The following is a 24,653-nucleotide window of genomic DNA, read 5'->3' on the forward strand; positions in this document are numbered from 1 at the left end:
TGTTATTAAAATTTATTGATTTTTTGCTTTTTTGAAGGCCAATAACTTTTGTGGCCCTTCCAATAAGACCCTTACAATCTGGAGCGTGCCATCTGTTTTGGTGGCTATTTGCCATTTTATCAGGGAGATGGCACCATTTTCTATTTCGAGGCCTGTAATGCTTCTTGGGTGCACACAACTCCCATCATTGAAAAAAGGAATTTCCCCTGGAGAAGGGAATCGGGGGCGGTGGGTATGCCCAGATATGGTCAACAGCTCATCATTATCGAGAATCCATTTTTTTATCCTTCTTTCCACTTTGATCAATTCCTTGTAATTTTTGGCGGGACTGGTAGGGTCGGCGATGCCCCATACCTGTAGGGGCTTCCAAAGGACCCGCACCAAAAATCTGCCCCAACGCCAAAAAGTATAGTTCCACCAATCGGCCTGATGGCCATGGGTTAAAAAAAGTTCCTGTCCTGTCTCCCTGTGTTTTAGGACCACAGCCTCATGATAGGCGATTCCCTCAAATAGTTCCTTATTGCAATTGTCAATTGGCTCAAAATAACTGGAGAGATGTTCCTTTACATAATTCGGATCCTTATAGACCATATCGTGGTTTCCCCAGATCATATGCAGGCGCTTTTCCAGATGAAAATCCCTTAGTAATTTATAAATATTTTTATGGGCCTCAAAGATAGGTTCAAAGGACAAATGCTCCCAAAGTTCGTCCCCATCTCCCAGTTCACAATATTGAAATCCCCTGTTGAAATATGTTTTTAAGGCGTGGTAGTAGATGTTTCTATTATTGGAAAAGTCGTCTGCAAAACTATTATCGCCCCTGTGACAGTCACTGAAAAGTATAAATTTAGAGGTGTCATCAAAGGAAACCACCTTGGCATTGGCATAGGCTCTTGTTAAGCGTAATTTGGAAGACATTTATTAAATTTATATAAATATCCAAAAAAGTGATGGATCAGAAGGAATTTAGGTTCAGAAATATTTGGGCTTTATTTTGTAATTTTGGAGGTTATTATTAGACAAATATAAAATGGAAAAGGTAAAAAGAGGAGACACGCCTTTGGTGCAGCTCATAAGTTTCAATACATTATTGAAACACTATGAAGCTATGGCCAATAGTGAAGATAAACTTCTCGCCACAAAGGCCAAACTTATATTAGAGGCTGCGGCACCATTTCCAGAATTAAGAGAGGGTTTTTCGGATGTATCTATTTTGGAGAAGCGCAAGGATGTGATCAAGTATATCCTACAGGACACTTTCCCTGTGATGTTGGGTTCCAATGAGATCAAAACCGCCTCCTTGCCCTTTCAAAATGTAATCTTTAATTCCTCCCCACGATTCAAGAAAATAATAAAGGATGCTGGGGACGACTTTAACCTGGAAATACGGGACAACCCGGAGAAGTTAAATTATATTTTGAGCTGTACGGTCATCTTGAATTTTCATTATGGATTTCATTTGGATTTTAAAAGGCCCCTTTTTTATGATATCCCTGATGCTAACGGCGTTATGCGAAATTACCGCATCTTATACAATGCGGATTTTGTTGAGATCATACCTACCGAATTAGCGAAGGATCTGACGCAAGATGATGTAGACGAGTTGTTGGAGCGTTTTGATGATCTGGAGTTGTGGAAGGAAAAAATACCACCCAATAGCTTCCTTTCAAAGGGATTTGTAATCTCCAACATGTTCGATGTAACGGCCGAACAATCCATTTCCGAGATCAAATCGAGCTTAATTGCCTCAAATAAAAGAGGGACGGAGAATTTTGTACAAAACTTACAGAACACCTTCAAATCCCTTTTCAATATCCCAGATATAAGGGTAGGGTTTGTCAACTATAATTCAAAAAAGAATCAGTTCGAAAAGGTTTTTGGGCTCCATATAGAAAGCTATATCCTCAATGGAGAGGAAATGGAAAGATGTGAGGAGGCACTGTGCCAAGCATCTTTTGAAAAATTAATTAGTCATAATACTTTTTTCTCCATTGCAGACGTGGAAAAGTATTATGAGCTTTCAAAGAAAAACAGACTGTATAGCGCCTTGAAAGAACAGGGTGTGAAAAGTGCCATCTTGGCCCCAATTGCCGATAATGGAAATTTATTGGGTGTATTGGAGCTTGTTTCGGAAAACCGAAATGCCCTAAACAGTGTAAATGCCACGAAGTTAACAGACGTGATGCCCTATATTGTTTCTTCGGTATTGCGATCAAAAATAGAAGAGGCCAATTTGGTGGATGTTGTGATTCAGCACGAATGCACTTCTGTTCACTCTTCCGTTTATTGGCGTTTTAAAGAAGAGGCCAAGCGATTCATTGCAGATGATGTTCAAGGCCTGCAACCCGTATTTAGGGAAATAGCGTTTAAGGATGTATATCCCTTATATGGTCAGATAGATATAAAGGACTCGTCACAAGCAAGGAATTCAGCTATACAACGTGACCTGCTCATTCAATTGTCCGAGATCAATGAAATTTTGGCTGTAGCTTGGGAAAGTAAAAAGCTTCCGATCTATGAAGAACTCATATTTAGGGTAGACAACCATATCAATGAAATAAAAGAAGTACTCGATACCACTAGTGAGCAAGTGATATTTGACTTTGTAGTTCATGAGATCAATCCCGTATTTAACCATCTTAAAAAGAAGGATAAGGAACTTTATAAGTCCATCATGGCCTATGAGGCACATATAGATGGGGCTACCCATTCCTACTACGACCACCGCAGGAATTATGACGAGAGTGTTATGCTGATCAATAAAAAGTTGGCGGCCGTTATAGATAAGAAACAGGAAGAAGCTCAAAAAATGTTTCCCCATTTTTTTGAACGTTACAAGACAGATGGTGTGGAGCACAATATGTACATAGGTGATTCTATTGTAGGGGATATGGATTTTGATCCCATATACCTCAATAATCTTCGCTTGTGGCAATTGCAGGTCATGTGCGAAATGGAAAACAGTTATTACAACCTAAAGCCAAAATTACCGTTACAGTTGGATGTTGCTTCCATGATCTTGGTGTACAACACCTCTTTGTCCATCCGATTTAGAATGGATGAAAAACGCTTTGATGTGGATGGGACGTACAATGCCAGATATGAGGTAATAAAGAAGAGAATAGACAAATCCTATATCAAAGGAACCGATGAACGCCTGACCCAAAAGGGGAAGCTCAGTATCGTCTATTCCCAAAAGAAGGATGAATTGGAATACCTCAGATATATTAAATTTTTAAAGTCCAAAGGGTACTTCACCAATAACATAGAGATTGTAGAATTGGAGGGCCTGCAAGGGGTCTCAGGTTTAAAGGCAATACGGGTAGAATTCCTCTATGCCAAAGGCAAGGAATCTGAACGTACCTATACCTTCGATGATCTCATACATGAGGTAGAGTCCTAAGGCTTTTTATCTTAAAGTAAAAAAAACCATCAATACTGCCATTGGCAAATTGATGGTTTTATTTTTATGCCCCTTGATAAGAGGGCCAAGAGCTTGCTATTGTACTATTGGTAATGCCCTATCTGGACCAAAATACTTAAAGAAAATCGCAAAGGCTATTACGGAAACGATCATGCCGATCATAAAAATGGTATAGGTCCATCTCAATAACTTGTATTTTCTGTTGAGGACCAATCCCAAGAAATAAAGGTCCTTGGTCAGGGAAGAATAGATATAATCCCTATCCTTTATCAACTCATTGATGGCCCACTCATATTCCTTCAGCCCCATTTGGTGGAAATTTCCAAAAAAGAGCAGGTTTACCCTCTTTTGGTTAACATCTTCTTTGGTGAATTCTCCCCTTGTGACATTGGGACGTGTGGCCATAACAGCAAGTATCATGGAGACCACACTGAAAAAAACAAAAATAACTGTGGGGTAGATTAAATAGTCATTGGAAGGGTTGTCCAACTTTGGTATTAGATTGGATAAGGCCAGGGAAATGATGATTGCATTTACCGAGAGCAGGATGTTGGCCTTGGTATCCGCAATATCACTTAAAGTCAGATGGTTTCTCAGGGTAACCCTAAACAGGGTCTGTATGCCCCTATCTGGACTTTCATTTTTAAGTTTTGCTTTTAAGGACTCTTTTTTGATCAGCTTTTTTTCTGATTTTTTGCCCTTCACCAATTTTTTCAGATTCTTATCCTTTCGTTTTTGCCAGTTTTTCTTGGCATAATCCGTGTAATACCGGTGCTCAGTACGGAACATTTTGATGTTTTCGTTCCTCCAGTCCTTCGTGGAATAGTGGACGATATCTAATTTTGAAAGCTCTTCACGTAATAATTCGGAGGTGGCTATATACGATTTGCTCGACAGGTGGGAGGAGTCGGCATCCTTAAGGATCTCCTCTGACAGGTCTTGAGGGGCGTAGAAGCGTTTGGTGGCCATGATAAGACGACAAATCTCTTTTATTCCTGCTTCATCATATTTTTCGCCTTTAAGAAATTTTTTGGCAATCTCACAGCTTTTTTCTTCGTGATCCAAGGAACCTTTCGTGTACCCTGTGTCATGAAGCCAGGCCGCTAGTTCAATTGTTTCATTTTCTTTATCATTCAAGTTATAGGCTTCCAACAATTCTTTAGTATTTTTAACAACTCGCTGGGTATGACGCAGGTTGTGGTAAAGATAATTGGAGTTCAGCTCGTTAGATAATAAATCTATAACGTACTCTTTAGTTTTTTCTACTATGTCCGACATATAAGTATCTTGTGGAAAACCAAATTACAAAATTTTGATGCAAAGAAGATTGGAAATGTATAAACATTGTGCTCTTATAGTCTTGACTTTAGTTTTTACGGGATGCGCCACCATGGCCACCAAATACGCTGAAGGCTTTGACAACAAAGATGTGCCTACATCCAAAGAGATATCCCAGACCATATATCTTATCGGGGACGCCGGACTTTCGCCTATGGGAGGAATGAATCCTGCCCTAAAGATTTTTAAGGATAAACTGGACCAGGCCGATAAAAATAGTATGGCAATTTTTCTAGGTGATAATATTTATCCTGCAGGGCTCCCAGACAAAAAAGATTCTACGGTAGCCTATATCACCGCAAAAAATCACTTGGATGCCCAATTGAAAACCTTGGAGAATTTTAAGGGAAAGACCTTGTTCATTCCTGGAAATCATGATTGGTACACAGAAGGTCTAATTGGTCTTAAAAGGGAGGAAGAGTATGTAGAAGAATGGATGGGTGATAAGGGGGCATACCAGCCCGACAATGGTTGTCCTATTGAAGAAATAGATATTAGTGATGATGTGCTTGTAGTGGCCATAGATACAGAGTGGTATCTCGTCAATTGGGACAGGCATCCCGGCATTAATGATGATTGTGATATAAAAAGCAGGGATAAGTTTTTTGAGGAATTGGAAGGGATCATCAAGAAAAATAGGCATAGGACCACAATTTTGGCCATGCATCATCCAATGTTCAGTTATGGTCCGCATGGCGGACAAACAACATGGAACCAGCAGTTTTATCCCAGTAAGGGAAAAGGGCCAATGCCCATCTTGGGAAGTTTTATAAATGTGTTGCGGAAAACTTCTGGTGCATCTACGGAAGACATGCATAACAAGAGGTATATGGAGCTTAAAAAGCGAATAGTAACTTTGGCGCAATATTCGGAGAAGGTAGTTTTTACCTCCGGTCATGAGCACACGCTTCAATATATTGTAGAGGCCAATACCCCTCAGATTGTTAGTGGATCAGGTGCTAAAATTGGGGCTACAAGGTTATTGAACGGCTCCCAATTTTCAACCGGGCATATGGGATATGCCGTTTTAGAGGTGTATACCGATGGCTCCTCCCGGGTTCGCTATTATGGTGTGGATGAGGAGGAGAAAGAGGAATTTCTTTTCACAACAGAAGTATTGCCAGCAGACCGTAGTCTATTGATAAAACAATTCGCGGATACGTTTCCCAAAGAGGTTGAGGCATCTGTTTATAGTAAGGAAGAAATTGACAAGAGCGGTTTCCATAAAAGCATATGGGGTGATCGTTACCGTGAATATTACGGCACTAAGGTAACTGCTCCAACGGTGAATTTGGATACCCTTTTTGGAGGTCTTACCCCAGTGAGAAAGGGAGGGGGGCACCAATCTAAATCATTGCGACTTGCACATAAAAATGGAAAGGAATATGTGATGAGGGCGTTACGTAAAAGTGCAGAACTCTACTTGCAGTCCATGGCTTTTAAAGACCAATATATTGTAGGGGAGTTTCAGGACACTTATACCGAGAGCCTATTGCTCGATTTTTACACAGGAGCACATCCATATGCCCCATTTACCATTGGTAAACTATCCGATGCCATTGGGGTCCTGCATACAAATCCTGTACTTTATTATGTGCCAAAACAAAAAGCTTTGGAAGATTTTAATGAAGGATTTGGAGATGAGCTCTACATGATAGAGGAACATGTGGGGGATGGTCATGGAGATCTAAAGAGCTTTGGCTATGCCAATAAAGTGGAAAGTACGGACGACCTTTTTGAGAAGCTACGAAGGGATGAAGAATATACGTTGGACGAAGAGAGCTATCTAAGGGCCAGATTGTTCGATATGGTCATTGGAGATTGGGATAGGCACAGCGATCAATGGCGCTGGGCAGAAATAAAGAACAAAGAAACAGGGAATACCATTTTTAAACCCATTCCCAGGGATAGGGACCAAGTGTTCTCCATTATGGGAGACGGAGCTTTGATGTCCGTTGCAACAAAGGCCATTCCCCCTCTAAAATTAATGGAAGGCTTCCATGAAAATGTCAGAAATGTCCGTGGATTCAATACCAATCCTTTTCCGTTGGATATGGCCTTGTTAAAGGAGACCACGTTGTCCCAATGGGAAAAAGAGGTGTCTTATATACTGGAAAACCTAACACCAGAGGCGATTGATGCCGCTTTTGAAATGTTTCCCAAGGAAGTCAGGGACAATACCGTTACTGAAATAAAACGAATTTTGTTGGCCAGACTGCAAAACCTGCCCCAAATTGCCAATGATTATTACAAGGCCTTGAATTCCATTGCCATTATAACTGGTACGGATAAAGATGACTGGTTCGAAATCACTACTTTGGAAGGCGGTAAAGCTGAGGTTAGCGCCTATCGTATCATTGGTGGAAAAAAGGAGAAACAGTTCTTTCATAAGCAGTTTAACCCTGAAATTACCGAAGAAATATGGGTCTACGGATTGGACGATGATGACCGTTTTGAGGTTAAGGGAGGGAGTCCAATCGGGATTAAGGTTCGGTTGATCGGCGGTCGCGACAACGATATTTATGATATTCAGGACAATAGAAGGGTCAAAATTTATGATTACAAGGATAGGGGCGATACGATAATAAACAAGGGCAATGCCAAAGTAAGGCTGACCAATGATTATGAGATCAATACGTTCCAACCTTTAAAGTTTAAGAAAAGTACCAATCAGATTATCCCAGTCGTTGGTTATAACCCAGATGACGGTGCCAAAATTGGACTGAGTGATACGTACACCTACAACGGATTTCTTCAAAATCCATTTACCAGTCAGCATACGGTGAATGCCTCATTTTATTTTGCTACCAGTGGTTTTGAGCTTGGTTACAGCGGAGAATTTGCGCATATTTTTGAAAGTTGGAACCTAGGCCTTAACGCTAGGTTTACCAGTCCCAATTTTAGTGTCAATTTCTTTGGCTTTGGTAATGACACCGAGAATTTGGATGACGAATTGGAGCTCGACTATAATAGGGTGAGGTTAAAGAATTTAAGTTTTGCACCTTCTTTGATTTGGCGCGGAGCACTGGGGGCCAGAGTTGAAACCCAGGTAGGATTTGAGCAAATAACGGTTGAAGAGACAGCAGATCGTTTTATCAATACGTTTTACCAAGCAAACGGAGAGGAAAATTCCAAACAATTTTTAGGGGTTCAAGCAGGCTACAGTTATGCCAATACCGATAATAAGGCCTTTCCGACCTTGGGTATGGCCACTTCCTTTGAAGTAGGGTATAAGACCAGTGTTGATGGGGGAGAAGAAGGTTTTGGATATATTATACCAAGCCTTTCCTTTGACTATAAACTACTTCCAAATGGTCGCTTGGTTTTGGCTACCAAATGGAAGGCCCATTTTAATATTGGGGACGATTATGAGTTTTATCAAGCTGCTACCATTGGCGCCAGTGATGGGCCACGGGGCTATAGGAACCAGCGTTTTGCAGGTAAAACATCTTACTATCAGAACACAGATATCCGTTTTAGTCTAAGGAAAATGAAGACTGGCTTATTGCCCCTTGCCATGGGTATTTATGGCGGATTTGATTATGGTAGGGTCTGGGTTCCAGGTGATGATTCCAATACTTGGCATACCTCTTATGGAGGAGGCTTTTTCTTTAATGGTGCAGATCTGATGTCCGTTAAATTGGCTCTTTTCCAAGGCGATGAAGGACCTCGCTTTTCCTTTGGCCTAGGTTTTGGATTCTAAGGAGTTGGATATAATTTGAACGTATTAATTGCGGCACAGATTAGTGCTTCAATTCGTAGGAATACAAATTTTGTCCGGTATCGGCTCTTTCCTCATCCGTTAGGAGCAAAGAGGTGTTGGAATTGGCTTTGAAGGCAACAGCTTCCAGCTGTGTGGTGGCTTTTAAATCTATGGTCTCCATGTTTCCCTTGGTAAAATTATCCCAGGTAAAATTGGTAAATACCCATAATTTCCCATACCCCAACAGAACAATTTTTTTGCCGTCAGGGGATATGTCCGCCGAAGTAATAATGCAGGTATTAGGCTCATTGCAGGTATTGAAGGAGCCTATAAATTCGGCCTTATAATTGCCTTTTTGCGCGGGAACCTTATAGATCCTGGCCTCTCCATTAAAAGGTCTGCTTCTGTTCTTGGTGATGAGGTAAAGAAATTTGTTGTGATAGAAGATCGCCTCGCAATCATACACCTTTTCCTCTTTTTTAGGGGTGAAATCTTTTAGGTCCGAAAAGTAAAATTCAATTTTTTCGGCATCTATCTTGTCCCCGGGTTCAATTTCCGGATTGGGTACTTTATAGATTACCAGATCTTTCCGTTCACCGTTGTTATTCCCTGTGTCCGCAATATAAACATTGCCTTGGTCATCTTTGGCAAGGTCTTCCCAATCCTCGTTCTTTCCGTTCTTGACCTTTAGTTCCTTGAGCAGATTCCCCTCAAAATCTACCTGGTACAATTCGTCCTCATTGCCATGATCCTCAATGGTCCAAACGCTTGCGTTGTCCATCTGTACCAGCCCGGAGCTTTCACTGATTTTATGGGGCAGTTTGGCTATAAAGGTCAACTGTCCATAGTTGGAACAGCTCGTAAACAAAACAATTAGGAAAAGGGCAGCAAATCTTGTCATACTATCAAAGCTAGGATTATTTTAGGAGGCTTCAAGGGAATTTGTCGGAAAGGGTTAAGATTTAACTCCATTTTATAAAAAATAGGATTTCTTTAATAGTTGAATTTCTAGAATACAATTAGAAATAGCGTTTTATAAGGGTCAGGGGCTAAAATGTTATTATTCTGGATACTTTCGGGCTAAACCATCATATGTGTAAAAAATCCAATATATTTATGCGGAATAATCAAACCACTTTAATTAACTCGTACTTATGATTGGAATATTATCTTTTGTTGGCTTCACTGCATTGGTAGGTATAATATCCTATTATGCCACAAGGAAAACAGATGAAGGTTCATCTGATGGTTATTTTTTAGGAGGCAGAAGTCTAACGGCAGGCGTTATAGCGGGTTCTCTTTTACTTACAAACCTATCTACAGAACAAATTGTTGGATTAAACGGAAGTGCCTACACGGACGGATTATCCGTGATGGCTTGGGAAACCTTGGCGGCGATTGCCATGGTAATAACAGCTGTATTTTTATTGCCCAGATACCTAAAGGGTGGTTTGACCACTGTACCCCAGTTTTTGGCCAAAAGGTTTGATGTCAGCACCAAAACAATTACTTCGGGATTATTTTTAACAGGGTACGTAGTGGTGTTGTTACCGGTAATTCTTTATTCTGGTTCGGTGGCCATTAGCGGGATGTTCGATGTGCCTACTTTGTTGGGCGTATCAGATTCAACAGCCTTGGTCATCTGTATTTGGGGAATTGGGATCATAGGTTCCATTTATGCGGTATTTGGTGGCTTAAAAGCGGTGGCGGTTTCAGATTCGATCAATGCCATAGGATTGCTTACGGGAGGTTTCTTGATCCCAATATTTGGATTGATGGCCATAGGGGACGGCAGTGTTCTGGATGGATTAAATTTATTGATGACTACAGAGCCTGAAAGATTTGATTCTACGGGAAATACCGGACAAGAGGTGCCATTTTCTACCATTTTCACGGGGATGATGCTGGTGCAATTGTTCTATTGGGGAACAAACCAGCAGATCATTCAACGTGCTTTGGGCGCCAAAAACTTGGCCGAAGGGCAGAAAGGGTTGTTATTGGCAGCCTTTTTTAAGATTTTGGGGCCGTTAATTCTGGTATTGCCGGGAATGATCGCCTATCATTATTTTGAAGGCGGATTAGCTTCCAGTGATCTGGCATATCCAGAATTGGTGAGGGCAGTATTGCCAAAACCTATGGTAGGATTTTTCGCTGCAGTACTCTTTGGGGCCATATTGAGTTCCTTTAATAGTGTGCTCAACAGTTCGGTTACCTTATTTGGGATTGATATCTATAAACAACACATAAATAAAGAGGCTCCTGAAAGAACCGTTGTAAAATACGGAAAGATTTTTGGGGTTATCCTGGCCCTGGCGGCTATGTTCATCGCTCCGTTGATTGCCAATGCGGGGAGTCTGTTCAATTACTTACAGGAAATAAATGGGATCTACAGTATTCCAATTTTTACCATCATCGTAGTGGGATACTTGACCAAAAGGGTGCCTGCCATTGCGGCAAAAATTGGTATTTTTTCGGGTTCCTTTTTATATATAATTAGTCAGTTTTGGCTTGGTCCCAATATGAAGGAAAGCGCAGTCGCAGCCGCAAAAGCAGCTGGGGTTACGGATCCTGCTGCCCTAAAATTAGTGGAAGCAGATGCCTACCCACACTATTTGCACGTGATGGCCATTCTGTTTGTCTCGAACATGGTGATCATGTTGATCATTGGGTATTTCAAACCAAGGGCAACTCCCTTTGAGCTGGAGTATACCAAACAAGTGGATATTGTTCCCTACAAGCACATAAAAATCGTAGGTATAGCTATTATTGCCATAGTGGTAAGTATTTATATCTACTTTGCGAAGTAAGGATTACCTCAACAATAGCATCAGTTAAGGTGATTTAGGAATTATATAAAAAGCCATCAGGATAGCCCTGGTGGCTTTTTTTTTGGATAGAAATCAATTAAGTCAACTGAAGGGTTGTCCTGTGCAAATGACCGTTGGCCTATAGAAAAATTCCACTCAGCATACCTGGAAACTTGTAGTTTTCTTAGCTCAGTATTTTTGGGTATTACTAAAAATTAGGCACCCATGAAAACAAGTAAAAGAAACAAAAGATACGCTGGCTATATAGAAGTAAACGGTCCAATCAGAAAAAAATACCGCATATGCAATGTATTTCTTACCAAAGAGGCTCTTGTACTCACTACGGTAACTCCTATAGCCTAGTTTGATAAGAATGAGCGCACATAAAGCGACACGTTACAATTAGATTGATCTAAAGATTTTTTATCTGCAGTTGATGAAAGGCATCTGCTTGGACCTTCAGGAGTTCCTCTGCTTTTTGCTTTTTGTACCTGTAAATTTCATCTTCCCTGGTAAGATCGTCATAGACCTGTTTATTGAGCGCAGAGTCGGTATTGAAAAGTAATTCACGTTGGGCAACCTTTTGGCTGGCCCAAGTTTTAACTGCACTTTCCTCGTCCTCCAATTTATAGTCGTAAGGTCCCCTTGGCGAGAGGAGTTTTACAATGATGGGAGAGGTCTCAATGGCCAAGAACAAAAGAAATATAAAAAACGAGGGAAACCAGGGGAGTTTGTCCAGGGCACTGATACGCGCCATGAGTCCGTCGAAGCCATCTATGATAGGCTGTGAGCCGTTTACCTGTTTGGTATAGTCGCCTTCAAGACCGCTAATTTGGGTTTCGAGGTCGCTTATTTTTTGGGCGTTATCTCCTTTTAATTGCTGCAATTCCGCAAGGGCGGCATCGTGCTTCTCTCTCTTCTCTTTATATACGGGGCCTTTTCCCAAAAGTTTGGTGCCCGCAGTGCCTTCCGCCTCTGAAATATAAGTATCGTATAGGGCGTTGGTTTCTGTTTCCTTTAGGGCGACTTCATTTTTTAGGCCGACAATATTTTGTTGTAGCTCGGCTATTTTGGGATTGTACTGAAGCGCTATCTGGTCTTTATTGGAAAGGGTCAGTTCATTTTTTTGTTCCAAGAGCACCTGGTTGATCTCTTTTTCAAAGATTTTCATTTCCAAGGGCTTGGAGATGACCACAGCAATGATAATGGCCAATAGTATTCTTGGGGTAGCCTGTAAGAATTCGTTTTTTAGGCTACCGGTCTTTTTTATGGTGGAGACAATAAAGCGATCCAGGTTAAAGATGAGCAAACCCCAAATGAGTCCAAAGCCGATGGACATATAGATGTTGTCAAAAACGGTATAAAGGGCATAGCTGCTGGCTACAAAGGCCATGACCGCGGTAAAGAATACCGTGGCGCCTATGCCTGCATATTTATTTTGTTCCCCAGGGGAGCACGTTTTTAGAATGGAGGCATCGGCCCCCGAACAGAGAATAAAGAAGGATTGTAACATAGTGTTCTGATTTGATTGATGTTCATATAGGTGGTTAGAACGTAAATATTGTTGATTTGTTACAAAAAAAGCCTTCAAAATGAAGGCTTTAACGTTTGTTGTAGTGTTTTGTTGTCCCTCGGGTGAGGTTGAGGGGTTGTTGATCATTGTTTATTTAGGTTTCGAGTACGCTCGAACTGATGATTGTCCCCTCGAGCGGAGTCGAGAGGTTTTGGACAATTGATGTGTGCGAAAGGATTTTTTTGATTTCATGGTTACTGTCACGTAGTTCTCGACTGCGCTCGAACTGACAGTAGCAGTGTTTTGTATGCCTTGGTTTCGACTGCGCACAACCTGGCAGTATAAGTCAATGTTTTATTGAGAAAGTATTGTCCCCTCGAGCGGAGTCGAGAGGTCATGGACAATTGGTGTGTGCGAAATTATTTTATTGATTTCATGGTTACTGTCACGTAGTTCTCGACTGCGCTCGAACTGACAGTAAGAATGTTTTGTTGGCTTGGTTTCGACTTCGCACAATCTGGCAGTATAAGTCAATGTTTTATTGAGAAAGTATTGTCCCCTCGAGCGGAGTCGAGAGGTCTTGGACAATTGGTGTAGTTCGAAAATATTTTTTTTGATTTCATGGTTACTGTCACGTAGTTCTCGACTGCGCTCGAACTGACAGTATCAACCATTATTTTGTTTAGGCAGTATTGTCCCCTCGAGCGGAGTCGAGAGGTCTTGGACAATTGGTGTAGTTCGAAAATATTTTTTTTGATTTCATGGTTATTGTCACGTAGTTCTCGACTGCGCTCGAACTGACAGTATCAACCATTGTTTTGTTTAGGCAGCATTGTCCCCTCGAGCGGAGTCGAGAGGTCATGGACAATAGATGTGGTGCGAAATGATTTTATTGATTACAGGTTTGCTGTCACGTAGTTCTCGACTGCGCTCGAACTGACAGTTTCAACCATTGTTTTGTTTAGGCAGTATTGTCCCCTCGAGCGGAGTCGAGAGGTTTTGATACTGCTTAGTTTTTCTTTGTCTTGGTAGTGATCTTCACCATTGGCGGCTCAGAATCTACCCCTTCAATATTGATATTAATATCCTTGTTCTTCTCAGCTATTTTAAGAGCCTCCTCGGAAGAAATAGGATTTCCGTTCATATAGAATTTTGCACCTTCTTCGGCCAATTTGGCTAAGTGTTTGGATGGTGGCATTGGAGGTGGAGGGGGTGCCACAGTGTCTTCATCCGCAATTACAATGATCTCTACCAATTCGCCATCCTCGATCATATGATCATACACAAGGCCAGGATTTCCTTTTTTATAATTTTTCACGGCCTTTTCATACGCAAGCCTATCTGCTTCCGGGACATCTGCCGGGATTGGTGGTGGGGGTGGCAACGCCGAATTTTTGATCACCTTTGGAGCCGCTGCTGGCGGTGGCGGGGGAGGAAAATTTGGAAACGGTTCTGCCGACGCCTTTTGTTCTGTGGTCATACGATCGTAAAGCTGCTTTAAGCGTCTCATGTCCTTTGTTTTGATGACGTACTTTCCTTTTGTTTGGGAATTGTACTTACTGGCCAAGGCGTTGTATTCTTTGATCTCTGCCTTAGTAGCACCTTTTTCTTGGGCGAGGGCTTCGTTCCCCAAAATATTTATGATGGCTACCCCATAGTCCGTCAATATAGCTTCCACTTGTTGAATGACTTTTTTAGGGGTGTCCTTATCTATGGTGATAAAAGATCGGACGGTTTGTGACCGTTGTTCCTTGGTAAGATCCTGGTTGTATTTTGATAGTATAGTACTCAGATCTTCTATTTTCACCAAGGACAATTTAACTAAGAGCTGCCCATGTCGGTTGATATTAATTTCAATGTCCTCCGTAACAATGATGGAGTCATCCGCTATTATATCCGATTGTGTTGTTGCCTTTGAACTATTGGTATGCTGTTCCAATTCCACAATTTCTTTGTCGCTAAAACTATAGAGCAATAGTGCCAATAAAGGCAGCAGCAATAGACTTTTGAGCCATAGGGCTTTTTTGGAGGTGTGTGTTTTCATGATGATGATTCGTTTTTTGATTGATGAATAATTGATTGAATTTGATAAAATAGGTTCTGGAATATCTGGTGAAGAAAATGCCAGTACTATTTTTTGATAGGTAGAGGTGGTGACCCCTTTGTTCAAGACAGCCTCGTCTGCCAGGAATTCGTGGTTCAATTTTATAAAATGCTTGGCAATATAGATCAGGGGATGGAACCACAAAACAATCTGCAGGAGTTCTAGTAGTAGAATATCCAGACTGTGCTTTTGTTTGGCGTGGGTCTCCTCGTGCCAGAAAACTTCTTGTGGGATTTGGTGGGACTTGTATTTCTTTTTATTGAAAAAGACATAGCTGAAAAAGGTATGTGGGGCTATTGGATCTTGCAGTAATACATGTTGGCAGGGGCCCGATTTTTCTTTTGGATTATTTCTGATCCTTTTGATGACCCCTGATAGGTTGATTACAAACTTAATGGTGAACAAGGCCACCCCAAGTCCATAGAGGCTCCATAGGATATAGGGAAAATAAGTAATGGGTTCATTTATGAGCGTGGAATTTTGCCCTAAAGTTGAAGCCTGAGCAATTTCTGTAATGAGGGTTTGTGGTTCCATCAAAACATATTCGGTGAAAGTGATGGCCGGAATGCCCATGGCCATGAGAAATGCGGCCAACAAATAAAATCGTTTGAATTGATGCATAGTGGCCTGTTCCAAAAAGACCTTGTAGAACACCAAGAAAATGGCCAGAAGTGCGCTAAATTTTAAGAGATAGATCCACATAGTTATTTCTTTTTAAGTTCTACATCAATGATGGCCTTAAGATCTTCCAGCTCTTCTTTGGTGAGGTCCGTTTCCTTGGTAAAAAAGGAGGCGAACTGGGAAGCGCTATCATTGAAAAAGTTTTTGATAAGGCCATTGACATGCTTGGAGAAGTAGTCTTTCTTTTTCACCAAGGGGTAATACTCCCTGGAGTTGCCAAACAAATTGTAGGATACAAACCCTTTATCCTTCATGCGCTTTAGTAGGGTAGCTACAGTGGTGGTTGCCGGTTTGGGTTCCGGGTAGGCCTCCAAAAGGTCTTTCATAAAAGCCTTTTCCAGTTTCCATAGATGGTTCATTAGTTCTTCTTCGGATTTTGAAAGCTGCATGGTCTACAATATTAGAATGTACTCTACAAACATAGAACATATATTTTAATTCTACAAGTGTAGAGTAATAATAAATTTAAAAGCGTTAGCTATTGCAGTGGCATCCTTTTAATAAGGGACGGTTCGGACTTACGCTTTTTGGTAAGCCTATTATTAAAAGATATAGCGGAAAGAGCGACCCGCAGGGGAACGCCCCAAGAGGGAAGCAGCGTAGTTGTCACTTGTCCCCTCGAGCGGAGTTGAGAGGTTAATTACTTCCGACTCCGCCCATTGGAACAGTATATTTTATTTGGAAAGCTCCGTAAAATGTTTGTAAAAATGAGGAATGGTCTCTATTCCCTTTAGGTAGTTCCACACCCCAAAATGCTCATTGGGCGAATGTATGGCGTCACTATCCAGGCCAAATCCCATAAGGATGGTCTTGCTGTCCAATTCTTTTTCGAAGAGGGAAACAATGGGGATACTCCCGCCACTGCGCTGTGGAATGGGCGTTTTCCCAAAGGTGGCCTCATAGGCCTTGGATGCTGCCTTATAGCCGATATGGTCAATGGGGGTTACATAGCCCTGCCCGCCATGGTGGGGCGTAACCTTCACCGTAACTCCGGAAGGGGCGATGCTTTCAAAATGGGTCTTGAACAGTTGGGTGATCTCCTTCCAATCCTGGTTGGGGACCAAACGCATGGAAATTTTGGCATAGGCCTTACTGGCAATTACGGTTTTGGCACCGGCGCCAATATAGCCGCCCCAGATTCCGTTGACATCCAGGGTTGGACGGATGGAGTTGCGTTCATTGGTGGTATATCCTTTTTCTCCGTAAACAGAGGCTATTTGCAGGGCACTCTGGTAGTTATCCAGGTCAAAGGGAGCCTTGGCCATTTCGGCACGCTCGGCTGTGGAGAGCTCCTCTACCTTATCGTAGAATCCCGGAATGGTAATATGGTTGTTTTCATCGTGAAGGGAGGAGATCATCTTGGTCAGCACATTGATCGGATTGGCCACTGCACCTCCATAAAGTCCAGAATGCAAGTCCCTATTGGGGCCGGTTACTTCCACTTCCACATAGCTGAGACCTCTAAGTCCCGTGGTGATGGATGGGACGTCCTTGGCGATCATTCCGGTATCTGAAATAAGGATGATGTCATTGGCAAGTTTCTCCTTGTTGTTGGCCACAAATTCCGAGAGGTTTTCACTGCCTACCTCTTCTTCCCCTTCTATCATGAATTTTACATTGCACGGTAGCTGGTTGTTCTTCACCATATATTCCAGTGCTTTTACGTGCATGTACATTTGTCCCTTATCATCGCAGGCACCTCTTGCGAAGATGGCTCCGTCTGGATGAAGTTCCGTATTTTTTATGACGGGCTCAAAAGGAGGGGAGTCCCATAGTTCAACCGGATCTGGGGGTTGTACATCATAATGTCCATAAACCAGGACCGTGGGCAAGGTGGGGTCAATTATTTTTTCACCGTACACAATGGGGTAACCCTTGGTCTCACAGATTTCCACGGTATCACAGCCCGCCTCTAAAAGGGAGTTTTTTACGGAAGCCGCTGCATCCATAACATCTTGGGAATAAGCGGGATCGGCACTGACCGATGGGATTTTTAGGAGTTGGATTAGCTCATTGATAAAGCGTTCTTTATTTTGGGCAACGTAAGCTGATATGTCTTGCATAGAATGTTTTAATAAGGCATAAAAATACAAAAAAGAACTTTTTATTGAGGAAGTATTTCATAATACAAAATTTGCTTTATATTTGCAGTCCTTTTAAAGGTGAGGTTGTCCCGATTGCTATTGGAATAATCTTAAAAGGATGTAAAAATCCGGCTTTTTTAAGGAGGTATTGAAATGCAGGCGTGGTGGAATTGGTAGACACGCTAGACTTAGGATCTAGTGCCGTGAGGTGTGAGAGTTCGAGTCTCTCCGCCTGTACTTAAAGGAAAAGCCGACTCTTGGGAGTCGGCTTTTTTATTGCGGGGTAACACATGGGTAACACATTTCTTGTTTTTTGAAAAAAGGTTTTAATACAATCCTTCCCTTTGATTAAAAATTAGTTACCACTCACCATATCTTTTGGTGAAGTTTAATTTAGGTCCATCAGAGAAAGAGGCTCCATGTTTTTATATTAAAATTATTGATAATCAATATTTTATGAAAATACGAACCGAATTACTCACCCATTTTAGTGAAGTACTTGCGTTGAGAAAGTCAATTATTCTATTTTCAATGGTTCTTCAATATTCTGTAGTCTTTTTGTAATGGAATACAGTTGTTTATTCTCAGTTTCAAGCTGTTGAATTTTTTTCTCTTGCTGAATGGTATACAACATTAATTCTTCTATTTTTTGCAATAATTTGGCATCCATTGCTCCGAGAAAAATTCCATTTTTTTCAATTTCCTTGGCACTTGGAATATCCTTTAAATGACCATATTTCTTTATATGATGCTCTACTTCTTCTAATGTAGGTAGGTGGTAGTTTTGTTCAAAAACAAAGTCCGACCACCCTATAGCTTCCACCTTAATTTCCCTTGCTCCTATTGATCCCTCTACTGCCAATTTATGGGTACCTGTAGATGTTGTCCCTATTCCAACATTGGCTGCAAATGTATTCAACCTTATATCTCCATTTCTTTTTACTATGAAAGGCATTTTATTTACAGTATTGGTATAAACGTAAAAATCCCCTTCATTTAAGCCGTAATAGGTATTGTTACTATGCGAAACCCCAAGTCTAATTTCCTAATTACTGGTAGGGGTTTCAAATCGTAATTCAGGCCATTCTTTTGAAAATACCTTTAAATATTGACGGCTTGTAATATTACCAATTCTAGCATCACCATTCACATCTAATTTTTTTGTTGGTGTAATTGTTCCAATGCCCATATTACCATTTTGCATCAATACCGTTCTGTTTTCATTTGATTGTCCATTGGGTCTAAATTCAATAAAATCATTATTTCCAAATTGTCCAATGTCCCAAAAATAGTTAGAACTACCTTTAATTCTCAAATAGGCCCAATTTGTAGGGTCCGTATTTTCTAGGTATAGATCTGCCTGGTTTCATTTTATGTGAAGGTCACTTTAAGGGTAAGAAGTACCAATACCTACATTTCCTGTGGACTCGATTTTATTTTGCCCTAAAATGGAGAATGTGACCATAAGCAGGCCCACCGTGGTAGTAAAATTGATTATTATGTTGTTTATGTTAGGCGTTTTAAGAAGAAGCAATTTTCCCTTGGGTTCAATTAAACTGAACTTTCAACGTATATGTTGAACAAGTAAGGTAGCCCTCAAAAATTCTTTATTGTTCTTGTAATCTTTTTGTTCGAAAAATTCGATATGTAATATTTCTCCGAATGTTGCTCTTTGTTCGATACTATGTACGGTTTTCAAAATATTGGAGAAACCTCCTTCCATCGTAATAGTATACGTGTTAAGTTCGGTATCATTATCAATAAAAATATGAGGCTTGTTAAAATCTATTAGTTTTAGATTATTTTGAATGATTTGAGAATTTAAAACTCTCAACAAATTATTTTCCAAAGAAGAGTTACCAACATTCATTTCTGTTAAAAGAGAATCATAATATTGTTTCTTACCGGAATACATGGAAATTTGCTTAGGTATATCTTTAAATATTTGTTCTTCTTTTGATAAGGCTCCTAATTCTTGGTGAAGCTCTATTGTGTTGGAAATTGCCAGCTTATATGAAAGAAACAACATTACAGCCAAACCTAGCCATGTGATATTGATTTTTGTTCTAGTTTTCATCCATTCTTATTTTTAATGAAAAATTAGAGGAGTTTGAGTTGTTATAATCGTAATCCATTGTCTCTACACTACTAATCCAAGTAAATTTTTCCAATTGTTCAATCCAATCAGAAAATACCTCGCCATTTGAGGCTTTACCCGACATTAGTATAACGTTGTCCTCTACTTCTATGGGCTTTGATTCTCTAACAGGCTTTATTAATGGTTGATAATTAAGTTGATCCAATAAAATGGAACTTGGAATGGTTTTTACAATTTTATCAATGTAGTAAGAGGATTTTGAATTTGAAGAAGACAACAGCGCATTTACTCTTTCTTCCTTCTTTTTAACCATAGCCCCCAATTGGATTAATTTCTCCCTGTTGGCACTATTGAATTCTGAGGTTGTCTTTAGGTTTTCTACTTTTTCAAAGTAATGATTAAAAATGATGAAATTTCCAAATAAAATTGCTAAAATGAAGATTAGCGATGATTTTAACAGTAAATTAAACCGTCGTTTTGCTCTAAATTCCATTTTTAGGAAAGCGAACGTATCTTCAAAATTAGAGCTACCATGGTTGTCTTCGGAAATAAAAGATAGTATAGCTCCAAAATTTAACACTTGTTCACTAGTGATTGTTAAGCCATTTAGGTCATAATTGATACTTTGGACCTTCTTTTCTTTTATTAAAGACGCTATAGCTCGTATAGAACCATTTTCCATAAGTATTTGATTATTATATATTTGAAAAGTTGTTTGTGGCATAAAATGAAAAATACTTTTCAGTGAGCTTATTCCCAAACTAAAACCAGCTACTTCAATTTTTAATTCCTTTATCTTATCCAACAAGACATTCACATTTTCTTTTTTGGTAATTGTAACTAAAGATTTATTGCCTAAAGACTGTGCTTGAAAATAAAAATTATCAAAGTCCAAATTAGGGAATGCATTATGGACCTTAGCTTCTAAATTAGTGTTGGTAGAGCTGTCCATCACTTTTGTAATTACATTCCCAGTATTTAAAGACAAGAGTAGGGGAGATCCTTTCTTTACGATATTAATGATTTCTTCCAGATTTGAAAATGTCTTTTGTGAACCAATCAATAGTTCGCCCTTCTTTCTAATAACTTCCAGTAAATGAAACTCAATTTGTACTTGATTATCAATGACTTCAAGCCCATAATAATGATTCCCAAGGTTTACATATGTCTTTAATTGGTCTAGTAGCACTAGTAGATAACTGTTGGTTTAATAAGTATTGTTAATTTTTGCTTGGAATCTTCCCGTTTTCTTTTACTGAATAGCCATTTAATAATTGGAATCCTCGCCAATAGAGGAACTCCACTTCCAGAATCGTTCTTGACTTTCTCCTCCAAACCTCCTAAAACCGCTAAATCTTGATCTTGCATCCGTATAATGGAACTGAATTCTCTAGAGGTAAGGCCCGGGGGAGCATCGTTTTCTATTCTCGTTCCACTAAAATCAGATTGTATTACATTGATGTCCAAGGTAACCTGGCCATTACCAGAAACGAGCGGTTTTATGCTTATTGCCAATTCTGCATCTATAGGTTGGTAATTTCTTATTTCCGAAGAAGTGGGAATCTGTGATCCAAAGAAGTTTTGGCTGGTAACAACATAATAAGTCGTCTCGCCGATAGATAGGTTAGCTCTATGTCCGTTTAAAGTAGATAATTTAGGGGTTGATCGGATTTTTAAGTTACCATTCTCTTCAAGTGCCTTTATGGTGGCAAAAAAATTAGGGACTACTTTACCTACATTAAAAGATCCAAAACCATCAAACCCACCAATAACTTTATTAACTGTTTTTGCTCCTAAAGTCAAATCCGTAGTTGGAAAAAGATCTCCTTTTGTGGTGGTTGGTTCATCTCCTAATCCCCAACTTATGCCCGTTTCCACACTGGCGGATTTCTTTACTTCAATAAGCATTACTTCTATTAGGATTACCGGAACTGGTTTATCTATTTCCTTAATGAATTTTTTAAATCGGTTAATGTTTGCAGATGGCCCACTTACTAAAAAACTGTTCAACTCATAGTCAATTTTAATGTCCAAGTCGGCTTTAACATCGTCAGGGAGAATATTGACCAAGGCTTCCGCGTTATTTTCATAAGATTCAAATGCATTGGATTGGGTAGATATTCTTCTAGAATTGTTCACGCCTTGGTTATTGCTAAATCCCTGATTATTTTGAAACCCATCTTGACCTCCACCACCACCAAGATAATTGACATTCCCAGAGACCGTTCTCCCAGCAGACCTATTACCTCCTCTGTATGGTGTCGGATCACCCAATAATTCTATGGATCGATGCATCATTTGAACCACTTCTAGCTTACGAACACTTAATTGATCCGTAGTTCCGAAAAAGTAGATGTCATTCTCCTTTTTAAAACTGAAGTTTGAATTTCCCATTTCAGCAATTAGATTGCCTTGACCCACATTCTGGTTTGGAACTCTATTTTGGTTGAAATTATTGGTAGGATCGGGGCCATTAATCATATCACTGCCTTTAGTCTGTCCCTCAAACATTCGTTCCAGTAGGGTGTCATAGTATATTTGGGTAGCCTTAAAGCTGATTGTTCCGGCTTCTTCCAAAGGAGTTGCAACGTAATAGTCCAATTTTAGATCAAAGCTTAAATTATTGATGACCTCGGCTATAGGTGCATTTTCAAAATCTACGTTTAGCATCCGCCTTGTGGTATCTAAGACCTGATAAAAAATAGAATTACCCTTAGGAATCCTTTGTGGTCTATTTTGTGGTGTACCCTCAGGGTTATTGTTTAATTGGTAGTTTGAATTGAATAAATAAAAGCCATCCCGAGATTTTGAGTACGTTAAGCCATTGGTCTCAGCTAATTTTTCCATGGCAGTATCAAATGGAACCTTGTTCAGATACAAGGTTAGAGCAGTATTTTCCATGCCACTGTTGTATAACAAGTTTCTATCGCTGATATCCATAACTTTTCTAAAAACACTCTCTAAAGGATCATTTTTAAGATCCATTGATATTAGGTTGTTTAGGGGATCAAAATTGATAAGAATTTCTTTTTCCTTAGGTTCTGCCTTGGGTGGATTGTATTGAACAATGGAAAGGATATTGCCTGTAAACTTTATATCCAAATCGTATTGTTTGCAAAGAAACACCAATAAGTCGGCTACTGTTACGTTCGAAAAATTATTCACAATGGTAATGTTCTGAAGGCCTGGGTCTACGTTAATGTTTACTTGGTGCACTCTAGAAACAGCAATAAGAAAATTAGATAAGGTAACATTGGTCACATTAATATCAAGTTTTAAACTTTCAGTTAGCCCAGCATTGTCAACAGCTAGTAGTTCCAAGTTATTCTTGATATTTGCAATTCTTTGGTTTTCCTGACCCGAAGCAACAAGGGTCAAAAGGAAACACAATAAAACTAGGTATTTCTTCATTGGTTAATTGGATAATAGGGCATAGACTTCATCAATTGAGGTTACCCCTTCTTTGATCATCTGTACTGCATTCTTTTTTAAGGTGATTATATTATTTTGATTAAGGTATTCGTCAATCTCTAAGGTATTGTTTTTAATGTGATAAATTAACTCTTTAGTGATGGGCACAATCTCATATATAGCCTTTCTTCCTTTATACCCTGTATGGTGGCAATGAGGACAGCCCTTGGGAATATAGTGATGTCCAAAGTCATTATTTGCCAAAAGAAATTCTTCAGGGAATAACTCAGTGCTTATGTCATCCTTACATTTGCAATGATCGCATAATTTTCTTACCAACCGTTGGGCTACACTAATATTCAATGTACTGGCTATTAAAAATGAAGGAATGCCCATATCTATTAAACGAGATATAGTCGCCCATGCAGAGTTGGTATGTATGGTGGAGAGGACTAGGTGTCCTGTCAAAGCAGCTCTGATTGCCATATTAGCTGTTTTTACATCCCTTATTTCGCCCACCATAATAATGTCGGGATCCTGTCTCAAAAATGTTCGAAGTGCACTCGCAAAATCAAGTCCAATAGACTCCTTTAATTGCACTTGGTTAACTCCAGATAGGGTGTATTCTATTGGGTCTTCAATAGTGAGTATATTGGTATTTGGTTCATTCAAAAGTTTTAGTGTTGCATACAATGTGGTTGTTTTTCCTGAGCCGGTAGGCCCTGAAATCAGCACCATTCCATTTGGCTTCTTAATGGATTCCCTGAAGGTCTTCAGCTCTTTTTTACTAAAGCCCAATTCCATAATATCTATGGATTCCGTATCCTTACTAAGAATTCTTAAAACAACTTTTTCGCCAAATAGAGTGGGAAGGGACGAAACTCGTATATCAAATTCGTCAAAGGAAGATTTTACACTTATTCTTCCATCTTGGGGCAGGCGTTTTTCAGAGATGTCAAGATTTGCCCTTATTTTAATTTTATTGATGATCGTAGGGTATTCGTTCAAAGGAATAATAAATTGTTCCACCAATTTTCCGTCCAACCTAAAACGGACCCTACATTCAGCTTCATATGGCTCAAAGTGAATGTCGCTACTACCTACATCTTTCGCTGTTACCAATATTTTTTCAAGAAAATCGGGAGTGTATCTCAGACTACTTTTTTCCTTGTTGTAATTTTGTTGTTGTCTGTAATTTGCGGTGAGATAATTTTGTAATTCTTCGGTGGCAGAGAATTCTAAGCGTATAGGAATATCCAAAATGATACAAAGCTCAGACTGTAATGCGTCAGTAACAATCTGATCAGTTTTAAAAAGCAAGGTGCCATCGGATAAATCAATGGGTACGATCCGATAATGAAAGGCCTGTTCCGGACTAATTTTTTGGGCAAGATGTGTTGGAATCCTATAATTATCGGTTAACATATCAATTTAAATATAATGATGGGGTTGACTTAAAAAAACTAATAGCAAAAACACAAATAAGAAAA

Annotated in this window: 17 protein-coding genes and 1 tRNA gene; 5 read left to right on the forward strand and 13 right to left on the reverse strand. The window is 39.8% G+C overall.

Annotated elements, in window-relative coordinates; genetic code table 11:
* Positions 1–12: 12 nt before the first annotated feature.
* Positions 13–918: a metallophosphoesterase family protein gene (locus SB49_RS13925; RefSeq protein ID WP_062057697.1), complete on the reverse strand. Its 906-nt coding sequence runs from the start codon at positions 916–918 to the stop codon at positions 13–15.
* Between the two features lie 112 nt (positions 919–1,030).
* On the opposite strand from SB49_RS13925, the gene SB49_RS13930 reads away from it, so the two are divergent.
* Entirely contained in the window at positions 1,031–3,403 is a 2,373-nt protein-coding gene (locus SB49_RS13930) for a GAF domain-containing protein (RefSeq protein WP_062057700.1), read from the forward strand.
* A 96-nt stretch (positions 3,404–3,499) separates the two neighbouring features.
* On the opposite strand, the gene SB49_RS13935 is transcribed toward SB49_RS13930, so the two are convergent.
* The gene (locus tag SB49_RS13935) at positions 3,500–4,702 is read right to left on the reverse strand and encodes a Pycsar system effector family protein (RefSeq protein ID WP_062057703.1); all 1,203 of its coding nucleotides are present in this window, start codon (positions 4,700–4,702) and stop codon (positions 3,500–3,502) included.
* A gap of 55 nt (positions 4,703–4,757) precedes the next feature.
* Between SB49_RS13935 and SB49_RS13940 the strand changes: the two genes are divergently transcribed.
* Entirely contained in the window at positions 4,758–8,465 is a 3,708-nt protein-coding gene (locus SB49_RS13940; protein ID WP_082591168.1) for a metallophosphoesterase, read from the forward strand.
* A gap of 40 nt (positions 8,466–8,505) precedes the next feature.
* Here SB49_RS13940 and SB49_RS13945 read toward each other — a convergent pair whose 3' ends face one another.
* Positions 8,506–9,366: a hypothetical protein gene (locus SB49_RS13945; protein WP_062057710.1), complete on the reverse strand. Its 861-nt coding sequence runs from the start codon at positions 9,364–9,366 to the stop codon at positions 8,506–8,508.
* 253 nt (positions 9,367–9,619) lie between these two features.
* Here SB49_RS13945 and SB49_RS13950 point away from each other — a divergent pair, with 253 nt between their 5' ends.
* Positions 9,620–11,272, forward strand: a complete 1,653-nt coding sequence (locus SB49_RS13950; RefSeq protein ID WP_062057712.1) for a solute:sodium symporter family transporter — start codon at positions 9,620–9,622, stop codon at positions 11,270–11,272.
* Between the two features lie 225 nt (positions 11,273–11,497).
* Positions 11,498–11,635, forward strand: coding sequence for a hypothetical protein (locus SB49_RS16050; protein ID WP_156036457.1), 138 nt, complete (start codon positions 11,498–11,500; stop codon positions 11,633–11,635).
* A 49-nt stretch (positions 11,636–11,684) separates the two neighbouring features.
* Here the strand turns inward: SB49_RS16050 and SB49_RS13955 are convergent, their stop codons facing one another.
* From SB49_RS13955 to SB49_RS13970, 4 genes are all read right to left on the reverse strand, one after another.
* Entirely contained in the window at positions 11,685–12,785 is a 1,101-nt protein-coding gene (locus tag SB49_RS13955) for a DUF4407 domain-containing protein (RefSeq protein ID WP_062059258.1), read from the reverse strand.
* 1,009 nt (positions 12,786–13,794) lie between these two features.
* A complete protein-coding gene (locus SB49_RS13960) occupies positions 13,795–15,591 on the reverse strand; it encodes a M56 family metallopeptidase (RefSeq protein ID WP_062057715.1) in 1,797 nt (598 codons plus the stop codon).
* Between the two features lie 2 nt (positions 15,592–15,593).
* The gene (locus SB49_RS13965) at positions 15,594–15,959 is read right to left on the reverse strand and encodes a BlaI/MecI/CopY family transcriptional regulator (RefSeq protein ID WP_062057718.1); all 366 of its coding nucleotides are present in this window, start codon (positions 15,957–15,959) and stop codon (positions 15,594–15,596) included.
* A 285-nt stretch (positions 15,960–16,244) separates the two neighbouring features.
* Complete coding sequence (locus SB49_RS13970) at positions 16,245–17,633, reverse strand: dipeptidase (protein ID WP_062057722.1); 1,389 nt, start codon at positions 17,631–17,633, stop codon at positions 16,245–16,247.
* 176 nt (positions 17,634–17,809) lie between these two features.
* On the opposite strand from SB49_RS13970, the gene SB49_RS13975 reads away from it, so the two are divergent.
* A tRNA-Leu gene (locus tag SB49_RS13975) sits at positions 17,810–17,891 on the forward strand.
* 280 nt (positions 17,892–18,171) lie between these two features.
* Here SB49_RS13975 and SB49_RS13980 read toward each other — a convergent pair.
* From SB49_RS13980 to SB49_RS14005, 6 genes are all read right to left on the reverse strand, one after another.
* On the reverse strand, positions 18,172–18,609 hold the full coding sequence (locus SB49_RS13980; RefSeq protein WP_062057725.1) for a hypothetical protein: 438 nt from the start codon (positions 18,607–18,609) through the stop codon (positions 18,172–18,174).
* 90 nt (positions 18,610–18,699) lie between these two features.
* Entirely contained in the window at positions 18,700–18,969 is a 270-nt protein-coding gene (locus SB49_RS13985) for a hypothetical protein (RefSeq protein ID WP_062057728.1), read from the reverse strand.
* Between the two features lie 249 nt (positions 18,970–19,218).
* The gene (locus tag SB49_RS13990) at positions 19,219–19,731 is read right to left on the reverse strand and encodes a hypothetical protein (protein WP_062057731.1); all 513 of its coding nucleotides are present in this window, start codon (positions 19,729–19,731) and stop codon (positions 19,219–19,221) included.
* Positions 19,721–20,941, reverse strand: coding sequence for a hypothetical protein (locus SB49_RS13995; protein ID WP_062057734.1), 1,221 nt, complete (start codon positions 20,939–20,941; stop codon positions 19,721–19,723). Before SB49_RS13995 ends, SB49_RS13990 begins: the two co-directional genes overlap by 11 nt.
* Positions 20,941–23,163 carry a type II secretion system protein GspD gene (locus SB49_RS14000; protein ID WP_062057737.1) on the reverse strand — a complete coding sequence of 741 codons (2,223 nt, stop codon included), beginning with the start codon at positions 23,161–23,163 and terminating at the stop codon, positions 20,941–20,943. Before SB49_RS14000 ends, SB49_RS13995 begins: the two co-directional genes overlap by 1 nt.
* A gap of 3 nt (positions 23,164–23,166) precedes the next feature.
* Positions 23,167–24,588, reverse strand: a complete 1,422-nt coding sequence (locus SB49_RS14005) for a GspE/PulE family protein (protein ID WP_062057740.1) — start codon at positions 24,586–24,588, stop codon at positions 23,167–23,169.
* Between the last annotated feature and the right edge of the window lie 65 nt (positions 24,589–24,653).

Origin of the sequence: Sediminicola sp. YIK13, assembly GCF_001430825.1 — a bacterium.
Classification (GTDB): domain Bacteria; phylum Bacteroidota; class Bacteroidia; order Flavobacteriales; family Flavobacteriaceae; genus Sediminicola.

What these genes read in the sequence shown, in the direction of transcription:
- SB49_RS13925 (WP_062057697.1), bottom strand. Translation starts at nt 918, where the DNA reads ATGTCTTCCAAATTACGCTTAACAAGAGCCTATGCCAATGCCAAGGTG.
- SB49_RS13945 (WP_062057710.1), bottom strand. Translation starts at nt 9,366, where the DNA reads ATGACAAGATTTGCTGCCCTTTTCCTAATTGTTTTGTTTACGAGCTGT.
- SB49_RS13935 (WP_062057703.1), bottom strand. Translation starts at nt 4,702, where the DNA reads ATGTCGGACATAGTAGAAAAAACTAAAGAGTACGTTATAGATTTATTA.
- SB49_RS13980 (WP_062057725.1), bottom strand. Translation starts at nt 18,609, where the DNA reads ATGCCTTTCATAGTAAAAAGAAATGGAGATATAAGGTTGAATACATTT.
- SB49_RS13955 (WP_062059258.1), bottom strand. Translation starts at nt 12,785, where the DNA reads ATGTTACAATCCTTCTTTATTCTCTGTTCGGGGGCCGATGCCTCCATT.
- SB49_RS13990 (WP_062057731.1), bottom strand. Translation starts at nt 19,731, where the DNA reads ATGAAAACTAGAACAAAAATCAATATCACATGGCTAGGTTTGGCTGTA.
- SB49_RS13950 (WP_062057712.1), top strand. Translation starts at nt 9,620, where the DNA reads ATGATTGGAATATTATCTTTTGTTGGCTTCACTGCATTGGTAGGTATA.
- SB49_RS13930 (WP_062057700.1), top strand. Translation starts at nt 1,031, where the DNA reads ATGGAAAAGGTAAAAAGAGGAGACACGCCTTTGGTGCAGCTCATAAGT.
- SB49_RS16050 (WP_156036457.1), top strand. Translation starts at nt 11,498, where the DNA reads ATGAAAACAAGTAAAAGAAACAAAAGATACGCTGGCTATATAGAAGTA.
- SB49_RS14000 (WP_062057737.1), bottom strand. Translation starts at nt 23,163, where the DNA reads ATGAAGAAATACCTAGTTTTATTGTGTTTCCTTTTGACCCTTGTTGCT.
- SB49_RS13965 (WP_062057718.1), bottom strand. Translation starts at nt 15,959, where the DNA reads ATGCAGCTTTCAAAATCCGAAGAAGAACTAATGAACCATCTATGGAAA.
- SB49_RS13940 (WP_082591168.1), top strand. Translation starts at nt 4,758, where the DNA reads ATGTATAAACATTGTGCTCTTATAGTCTTGACTTTAGTTTTTACGGGA.
- SB49_RS13960 (WP_062057715.1), bottom strand. Translation starts at nt 15,591, where the DNA reads ATGTGGATCTATCTCTTAAAATTTAGCGCACTTCTGGCCATTTTCTTG.
- SB49_RS13970 (WP_062057722.1), bottom strand. Translation starts at nt 17,633, where the DNA reads ATGCAAGACATATCAGCTTACGTTGCCCAAAATAAAGAACGCTTTATC.
- SB49_RS14005 (WP_062057740.1), bottom strand. Translation starts at nt 24,588, where the DNA reads ATGTTAACCGATAATTATAGGATTCCAACACATCTTGCCCAAAAAATT.